The organism is Lentilactobacillus sp. (assembly GCF_040773105.1).
Taxonomy (GTDB): Bacteria; Bacillota; Bacilli; order Lactobacillales; family Lactobacillaceae; genus Lentilactobacillus; species Lentilactobacillus parabuchneri.
Map to the genome: position 1 here is coordinate 1 of NZ_JAXGWW010000086.1, position 8,022 is coordinate 8,022.

Annotated in this window: 7 protein-coding genes, 1 pseudogene and 1 riboswitch; of the genes and pseudogenes, 7 read left to right on the forward strand and 1 reads right to left on the reverse strand. The window is 46.5% G+C overall.

The window, feature by feature from the left end; genetic code table 11:
• The first annotated feature begins 247 nt into the window (after positions 1-247).
• Positions 248-429, forward strand: a riboswitch (Lysine riboswitch).
• Between the two features lie 134 nt (positions 430-563).
• From lysA to AB3112_RS05965, 7 genes are read left to right on the forward strand one after another with little or no spacing between them, the layout of a single operon-like run.
• Positions 564-1,871 carry a diaminopimelate decarboxylase gene (lysA, locus tag AB3112_RS05935; RefSeq protein ID WP_084998346.1) on the forward strand — a complete coding sequence of 436 codons (1,308 nt, stop codon included), beginning with the start codon at positions 564-566 and terminating at the stop codon, positions 1,869-1,871.
• Between the two features lie 14 nt (positions 1,872-1,885).
• Positions 1,886-2,596 (forward strand): 2,3,4,5-tetrahydropyridine-2,6-dicarboxylate N-acetyltransferase, encoded by a 711-nt coding sequence (gene dapD, locus AB3112_RS05940; protein ID WP_057910642.1) that lies wholly within the window; start codon positions 1,886-1,888, stop codon positions 2,594-2,596.
• Between the two features lie 4 nt (positions 2,597-2,600).
• Positions 2,601-3,761, forward strand: coding sequence for an N-acetyldiaminopimelate deacetylase (locus AB3112_RS05945; RefSeq protein WP_367334108.1), 1,161 nt, complete (start codon positions 2,601-2,603; stop codon positions 3,759-3,761).
• A gap of 18 nt (positions 3,762-3,779) precedes the next feature.
• The gene (gene dapA / locus AB3112_RS05950; RefSeq protein WP_057910640.1) at positions 3,780-4,694 is read left to right on the forward strand and encodes a 4-hydroxy-tetrahydrodipicolinate synthase; all 915 of its coding nucleotides are present in this window, start codon (positions 3,780-3,782) and stop codon (positions 4,692-4,694) included.
• A gap of 56 nt (positions 4,695-4,750) precedes the next feature.
• Entirely contained in the window at positions 4,751-5,524 is a 774-nt protein-coding gene (gene dapB, locus AB3112_RS05955) for a 4-hydroxy-tetrahydrodipicolinate reductase (RefSeq protein WP_057910639.1), read from the forward strand.
• A 21-nt stretch (positions 5,525-5,545) separates the two neighbouring features.
• Positions 5,546-6,733, forward strand: a complete 1,188-nt coding sequence (locus tag AB3112_RS05960) for an aminotransferase class I/II-fold pyridoxal phosphate-dependent enzyme (protein ID WP_084974352.1) — start codon at positions 5,546-5,548, stop codon at positions 6,731-6,733.
• A 20-nt stretch (positions 6,734-6,753) separates the two neighbouring features.
• Complete coding sequence (locus AB3112_RS05965; RefSeq protein WP_057910637.1) at positions 6,754-7,833, forward strand: aspartate-semialdehyde dehydrogenase; 1,080 nt, start codon at positions 6,754-6,756, stop codon at positions 7,831-7,833.
• A 63-nt stretch (positions 7,834-7,896) separates the two neighbouring features.
• On the opposite strand, the pseudogene AB3112_RS05970 reads toward AB3112_RS05965, so the two are convergent.
• Positions 7,897-8,022 (reverse strand): annotated as a pseudogene (locus tag AB3112_RS05970) (IS30 family transposase); the annotation flags it as partial.

Consider the following 8,022-nt stretch of genomic DNA (forward strand, 5'->3'; position numbering starts at 1 on the left):
ACTTTTTGAACGTGGGCGGCATCGGCTAATGAACTGCCCCCAAACTTAACGACTTTCATAACTTTCATTCACTCCCTGGATATTCCCATTAATTAACAATTCGGTTAGAGATTGTTAAATCGAATTTTAGCAGTTTTCAGTGAATTTGCAAGAGTCATTAGTTTGAATGATGGAATTTGCATAAATTTGCATTCGATTGGTAAAAGCGGTTGACACTTTATGAGAAACATTATAGAATTATGTCAATTAAATCATTAGAGGTTGCAACCAACATCAGTAATTAGTGGAGTTCCTACCTGAACTTTGAAGCTAATGAAAGGGGCGGTTGCCGAAGCACCATGTGAGGTAGCACTTGGCGCGCTGGGACTTGGCTTAATAGGCTTTGGACTGTCGCGGCGGACAAGTCGGCTGCGGGGCGCTAACGACAAATGATACGGAATGATATGGATATTAATTCTGAATCTCTTTGTTCGGCGTTCGCCGGATAAGGGGATTTTTTTATACCATCATGGCCAGACCTCATTTGATTGAGCAGCGGACAGTAAATATTTGGAGGAAAAAACATGAGTAATCAAATCGACCAGTTATCTACGAATCAAGAAGGACATTTACAAATCGGCGGGGTAGACTCACTGGAGTTGGTCAAAAAATACCAAACACCATTAGTAGTTTACGATGTCAAAGCCATTCGCGACCAAATTCACCATTTTCAAAAGGTCTTCCAAGATAACGGTGTCGATTTTGCCGTCAGCTATGCCAGTAAAGCATTTGCCTGCATTGCAATGTTTCAACTGATTAACCAGGAAAAAGGTCATATTGATGTCGTGTCCGGCGGTGAATTGTACACGGCAATTAAAGCCGGCTTTCCGATGGAACGGGTCAGCTTCCACGGAAACGACAAATCAAGAGCCGAACTTGAAATGGCGGTTGAACACCAAATTGGCGTGATTATCCTGGATAACTTCCATGAAATTGACTTATTAAAAGACGTTTTAGAAGAGAAGCAATCCCACATTAACGTGATGCTGCGGGTAACGCCGGGAATTTCAGCCCACACCCATGAATATGACCAGACCGGACAAGTTGATAGCAAGTTTGGCTTTGACATTCAAAGCGGTCAGGCCAAAAAAGCGCTGGGGTTGGTTCTTGAAGATGACCGGATGAACATGTTGGGGATTCACTGCCACATTGGATCACAAATCTTTGAGGTCAACGGATTTGAAATGGCAGCTGTCAAACTAATTGATACGTTGGCACAGTGGAATAAAGAAGTAGGCTACGTTGCCAAAGTCGTCAACGTTGGTGGTGGATTTGGAATTAAGTACACCGAAGAAGACGATCCGATCGCACCGGAATTGTTTGTCGACGCGATTGTGAAAGCCATCAAGAAGCGGACTGTCGAAACTAAGTTGCCAATGCCTGCCATTTGGATTGAACCGGGACGTTCGATCGCAGGACCTGCCGGATACAACTTGTACACGGTTGGCAGTAGAAAAGATGTTCCGGGAATCCGGTCGTATGTCACTGTTGACGGCGGGATGGGCGATAACATTCGTCCCGCCTTATATCAGGCCAAATACGAAGCCGTGTTAGCGAAGAACCCCAAGGCACCGATTAAAGAAACCGTTCGGGTTGCCGGCAAGTATTGTGAGTCCGGCGACATCCTGATTCAAAAGCAGGATTTACCGGCAACTCAACCAGGAGATGTGTTGGCAATGTTAGACACAGGTGCGTATGGATACGCGATGGCGTCTAATTATAACCGCAATCCGCGGCCGGCCGTTGTGTTTGTTGAAAATGGCAAGTCACAAGTTGCAATTAAACGAGAGACGTTTGAAGATTTAGTTTCTTTAGATGAAGAATTCGAATAAGAGGGAGAGTCATAATGGAACAACTAAGTGCACGAGAAATCATCGATTTTATTGGAAATGCCAAGAAGAAGACCCCGGTTAAGGTTTACCTGAAGGGATCCATCAAGGACATCAAGTTCCCCAAATCAATTAAAGCCTTTGCTGAAAAGCACACCGCAACTTTGTTTGGGGATTGGGAAGACGTTAAACACTTCTTGAAGAAGAACAAAGCCAATATTGATGATTACGAAATTGAAGCTGATTCCAGAAATTCCGCTGTTCCGCTATTGGATATTAAAGATATCAATGCTCGAATTGAGCCCGGCGCAATTATCAGAGACCACGTGACCATCGGTAATAATGCCGTCATCATGATGGGCGCGATTATCAACATCGGTGCAGAAATTGGCGACGATACCATGATTGACATGGGGGTTGTGCTGGGTGGCCGTGCAATTGTCGGTAAGCATTCCCACATTGGCGCCGGTGCTGTTTTAGCAGGGGTGGTTGAACCCGCATCCGCCAAGCCGGTTCAAATTGACGACAACGTGCTGGTCGGAGCGAACGCAGTCGTGATTGAAGGCGTCCACGTCGGTGAAGGCGCCGTTGTTGCCGCCGGATCGATTGTCACCAAGGATGTTGCCCCACACACGGTGGTTGCCGGAGTGCCTGCCCGTAAAGTAAAGGATGTTGACGAAAAAACAACTTCTGAAACTGGACTTGAAGATGACTTAAGAAAGTTGTGATGAAATGACTCTGCTTAATAAGGAAGATTTAATTCATATCCGCCGACATTTGCATGAATATCCTGAGTTGGCGATGCATGAGTTTAAGACCCACGACTACCTGCTTGAAACGATTCAATCAATGAATCAGGACCACCTTGAAGTCAGGGAGATTCCAGAGTTACCAACCGCCTTATTGGTGTACGTAGCCGGGGCCAATCCACAGCGAACGATCGGTTATCGAACCGATATTGACGCATTGCCGGTAACCGAACAGACTGGGTTGCCATTTTCCTCCAAGATTTCCGGAATCATGCACGCTTGTGGTCATGATATTCATATGACCGTTGCGTTGGGGGTTCTCAGCTGGTTTAGCGAGCATCAGCCCAGCGATAATTTAATTTTCTTCTTCCAACCCGCTGAAGAGAGCGAAAACGGCGGCAAGGTTGCTTACGAACTGGGGGTCTTTGAGGGGAAATGGCGACCTGATGAGTTTTACGGTCTCCACGATAACCCTGGTTTACCAGCTGGCGCGATCGGGTGTCGAATGGGAACTTTGTTTGCCGGAACGACAGAAGTCAACGTTGATCTCATCGGCAAAAGTGGCCACGCGGCTTATCCGCAGAATGCCAACGATATGGTGGTTGCCGCCGCTGAGTTCATTGACCAAGTGCAAACCATCGTCTCTCGAAGCATCGATCCAATTGAGGGCGGTGTGATCACCTTTGGTAAGTTGGAAGCAGGGACAATTAGAAACGTGATCGCCGGAAATGCCCGTATCGAAGGCACCATTCGCGGGTTGACGCAAAAGATGATCGAACACATCGTCGGCCGGCTGAAGATGGTTGCGAATGGCGTTGCCACCAGCTATGGTGCCGAGGTCAACATTGACTTTAACCAGGGTGGTTACCTGCCGGTTGAAAATAACGATGACTTAACCAAACGATTCATCGACTTTGCCAAGCAGGATCCAGACACGCAGTTTGTTGAAACGGAACCGGCAATGACCGGCGAAGATTTTGGTTACCTATTATCAAAGATTCCCGGCACCATGTTTTGGTTGGGAGTTGATGATGATTCACAGCTTCACTCGGCGACCTTCAATCCTAAGGAATCTTCAATTGAAAAGGGCGTTGAATCGATTACCAAGTTTCTTGAATACCGGATGAAAGATGAAACCAATTAAAAGAAAGTAGGGATTCTTATGATTAACGCAGATATTATGACAGCAATTGTGACCCCATTTAGTGAAGACGGCAGCATCAACTTCGACGGTTTGGAAAAACTAACCAACCATTTGATTGACACCGGCAGCCGCGGATTTGTCATCGGTGGGACCACGGGTGAAACACCGACATTGAGCCACGACGAAAAAATTGAATTGTACACCCGATTTGCCCAAATCGTAAACGGAAGAGGTACGATTATTGCCGGAACCGGTAGTAACAATACCGCTGAAACCGCTCAGTTAACTGCTGAAGTTGGCCACATTCCCGGCATTGATTATGCGCTGGTCGTTGTGCCATACTATAACAAACCAAATCAACGCGGAATGGTTGCGCACTTCACCGCCGTTGCCGAACAGTCACCAATTCCGTTGATTATGTACAACATTCCTGGGCGAACTGGCGTCACGATGGCTAATGAAACGGTTGTTGAATTATCACACAACTCAAACATTGCTGGTGTAAAGCAGTGTACCTCGCTTGATGACTTGGAGTATTTGGTTCAAAACACACCGGATGATTTCAACGTCTATACCGGAGAAGATGCCCAGGCACTTTCTGCCAAAACCGTCGGGGCCAATGGTGTCATCTCAGTTGCCGCTCACATCTATGGTCGCGAAATGCGCCGAATGTACGATGCCATTGAATCAGGTGACGTGACAACCGCCGGTAATTTGATGCGATTCCTGTCACCAAAAATTCAAGCACTGTTCATGTACCCATCTCCATCATGTGTAAAGGCCATTTTAAATGTTCAGGGCTTTGGCGCCGGCGATTGCCGTTTACCAATTTTGTCACTCAATGACGATGAAAAAGCAATTTTGGCACAACGCTTGGGCGTTAGCGATTTGGCTGACATCCCCGTTGATGGCACTGAGATGGCCAGAAGCTAATTTCGAGTTGATTTGGATAAGCCACATTATTTTGGGTAAACAAGGGAGTTTTCTTCATGATTAAAGTTTTAGTTGCCGGATTTATGGGGTCAATGGGTCAAAAGACCGTTTCGATGGTCAAAAAAAATGATGACTTTGAATTGGTTGGCGCCTATAATCCTGGAATCGATACCGTGCATCTCCAGGGAATGGGGATGGGCGATCAGGTTAAATTATTTGCCAGCCTGGATGAAATTAAGACTGATGCCGATGTCTGGATTGATTTTACGGTTCCCAGTGCGGCGTTTGAGAACGCCAAATTTGCCATCGAACACGGCATCCACCCTGTCATTGGGACATCAGGAATGACTGATGAACAAGTCGAGCAGCTGAAACAACTGGCTGACGATAAGCAAGTTGGTGGGATTTTAGCGCCTAACTTTGGGATTTCAGCAGTTCTATTGATGAAATTCGCCAAGGAGGCTGCCAAATATATGCCAGGGGTTGAAATCATCGAGATGCACCATGACGACAAACTAGACGCCCCATCGGGAACCGCACTGGCGACCGCTAAAATGATTAATGAAGCTCGTGGTGAGCAGCAGGCACCCGCAACCGAAGAAACGCTCAAGGGTGTCCGAGGCGGCGATTATCACGGTATTAAGATCCACTCGGTTCGATTGCCGGGCTATGTTGCCCACGAGCAAGTGCTCTTTGGCAGTCAGGGTGAGGCGTTGACAATTCGTCAGGACTCGTTTGACCGCGGCTCATTTATGAGCGGCGTTGAGCTGGCAGTTCCAGCCGCAGCCAAGGCCACCAAATTAATTGTCGGATTAGAAAATATTATGTAATTCATTCATCAGGAGGAAAATATGCCACAGTTAGACAGTAAGTTGACAGAAGTTGTCAATAAAAACGTGAAAGCAGTTGGGCCCTCAGGAATTCGGGAGTTCGACCAAGAAATTTCATCAATTCCAGGAATCGTCAAATTAACCATTGGCGAGCCCGACTTTGATGTCCCGGAACACGCCAAACAGGCCGCAATTAAAAGCATTCAGGAAAACAAGTCCCATTACTCAGCACAAAAGGGAATTTCTGAACTGCGGACGGGCATCAGTCATTACCTCAAGCAACGAATCGGTGTGGATTACGATCCCGACTCAGAGATTGTGGTCACGGTGGGTGCAACTGAGGCGATTTTCTCAGCTTTAACCTCAATTCTAAATCCCGGAGATAAAGTGATTGTGCCGACACCGGCATTTGCTCTTTATTTTCCAATCATCAAAGTTGCCGGGGCTGAACTGATCACAATTGATACGTCTAACGATGGCTTTGTCTTGACACCTGAAAAGCTTCAAAAAGCCTTGGATGAAAATGGGGATAGTGTTAAAGCGATTATTTTGAATTACCCATCAAATCCAACCGGAGTTGAATATTCCGAAGCTCAATTGAAGGCCTTGGCTGACATTATTTCCCAGCATAAGATGTATGTGCTGGCAGATGAAATTTATAGTGAACTGACCTATGGCGTTTCACATCACTCAATTGCCGCCATACTGCCCGGTCAGACGATCTTGATTAACGGGTTATCAAAATCTCACGCGATGACCGGTTATCGTATTGGTTACATTGCCGCACCAAAGGACTTTGTCACCAATGCTTCAAAGATGCACGCATTCGTAGTCACCGCACCTTCCAACCCGGCTCAATACGCGGCAGCCGAAGCGTTGAATAATGGCTTGGACGACCCAATCCCAATGCGGGCCGCTTACCATAAACGCCGTGATTACATTGCCGATCGACTCGAGAAAATGGGGATGCAGATTGTCCTTCCCGAGGGTGCATTTTACATTTTTGCTAAGATTCCTGATACAATAGACGAAACATCAGTCGAATTTGCGACCGACTTGGCCAAAAATGCCAAAGTTGGGGTTACCCCAGGTTCAGCATTTGGCCCCGGTGGTGAAGGCTGGATTCGGATGTCTTACGCGGCGTCTGATGAGGATATCAAGTTGGCAATGGATCGAATGAACGCGTATTTACTTGAATTAGCGAAATAACGAAAGGGAGACTAAAGAGGATGAAAGAGTTTAACGTTGCAATTTTAGGTGCTACTGGTGCTGTCGGAACCCGCATGATTCAACAATTGGAGCAGTCAACTATTCCAGTGAAGAGTGTTAAATTGTTGGCATCGGCCCGTTCTGCCGGCAAAGTCCTTCAATTCCGTGGCCAAGATGTCACGGTTGAAGAAACCACGCCGGATTCATTTAACGGAATTGACCTGGTATTGTCTTCGGCCGGTGGGTCGACCTCGAAGAAATTTTTGCCGGAAGCCGTTAAACGAGGCGCAGTCTGTGTCGACAACACCAGTGCTTACCGGATGGAAAAAGAAGTTCCGTTGGTCATTCCTGAAGTGAACGAAAAAGCTCTTTACAACCATCGTGGCATTATTGCCAACCCTAACTGTTCAACGATTCAAATGGTGGTGTGTCTGGAACCAATCTATAAGCAATTTGGCTTGAAACAAGTGATTGTTTCAACTTATCAAGCGGTTTCTGGTGCGGGCCAATCTGCACTCAATGAATTGATGGAAGAATCCCAACAAGTTTTGAACGGAGAACCCACTGATCCAAAGATTCTGCCAACCAAGGGCGATAAGAAGCACTACCAAATGGCTTTCAACCTCCTACCACAAATTGACGTGTTTGAGTCGGACGGCTATTACACCCATGAAGAGTGGAAGATGATCCATGAAACCAAGAAGATTATGCTTGATGACATGGATGCCAAGGACATTAAGGTGACGGCAACCTGCGTCCGGGTCCCTATTCGAATCGCGCATGGCGAATCGGTTTACTTTGAAGTTGCTGACAAGACTGCCACAACTGATCAAATCAAGACTGCAATGGCCGATGCTGATGGGGTTGTTCTCCAAGATGACACGGCTCATCAAATCTATCCACAGTCGATTGAAGCAGAAGGCAAGCGCGAAACGTTTGTTGGCCGAGTTCGTCCGGACTACGAAAACGAAGGTGCATTCAATATGTGGGTTGTTTCAGATAACCTCTTGAAGGGTGCTGCATGGAACGCTGTCCAAATTGCGGAGCGGCTGGTCGCTGATGATTTGGTTCGGGTACCGGAAAATCCATATGTAGGATAATATAAATAATGTTCGAGCCTGTCGGCCTGGTCGATAGGCTTTTTTGATACTTCAAATGTCAAATTAAGTTAGAAATTTTAGCTGCTCATCAGTGATTTGATTTACGAATGCCTCAAGTGGTGTTTGATAATTGAGACTTTTTCTGGGAATATGGTTCCGTCGACTAGCAACTGCCTGGACAAATTCATC

Bases quoted from the DNA above. Each gene is read 5' to 3' on its own strand.
- lysA (WP_084998346.1), top strand. From the start codon at position 564: ATGAGTAATCAAATCGACCAGTTATCTACGAATCAAGAAGGACATTTA.
- dapD (WP_057910642.1), top strand. From the start codon at position 1,886: ATGGAACAACTAAGTGCACGAGAAATCATCGATTTTATTGGAAATGCC.
- AB3112_RS05945 (WP_367334108.1), top strand. From the start codon at position 2,601: ATGACTCTGCTTAATAAGGAAGATTTAATTCATATCCGCCGACATTTG.
- dapA (WP_057910640.1), top strand. From the start codon at position 3,780: ATGATTAACGCAGATATTATGACAGCAATTGTGACCCCATTTAGTGAA.
- dapB (WP_057910639.1), top strand. From the start codon at position 4,751: ATGATTAAAGTTTTAGTTGCCGGATTTATGGGGTCAATGGGTCAAAAG.
- AB3112_RS05960 (WP_084974352.1), top strand. From the start codon at position 5,546: ATGCCACAGTTAGACAGTAAGTTGACAGAAGTTGTCAATAAAAACGTG.
- AB3112_RS05965 (WP_057910637.1), top strand. From the start codon at position 6,754: ATGAAAGAGTTTAACGTTGCAATTTTAGGTGCTACTGGTGCTGTCGGA.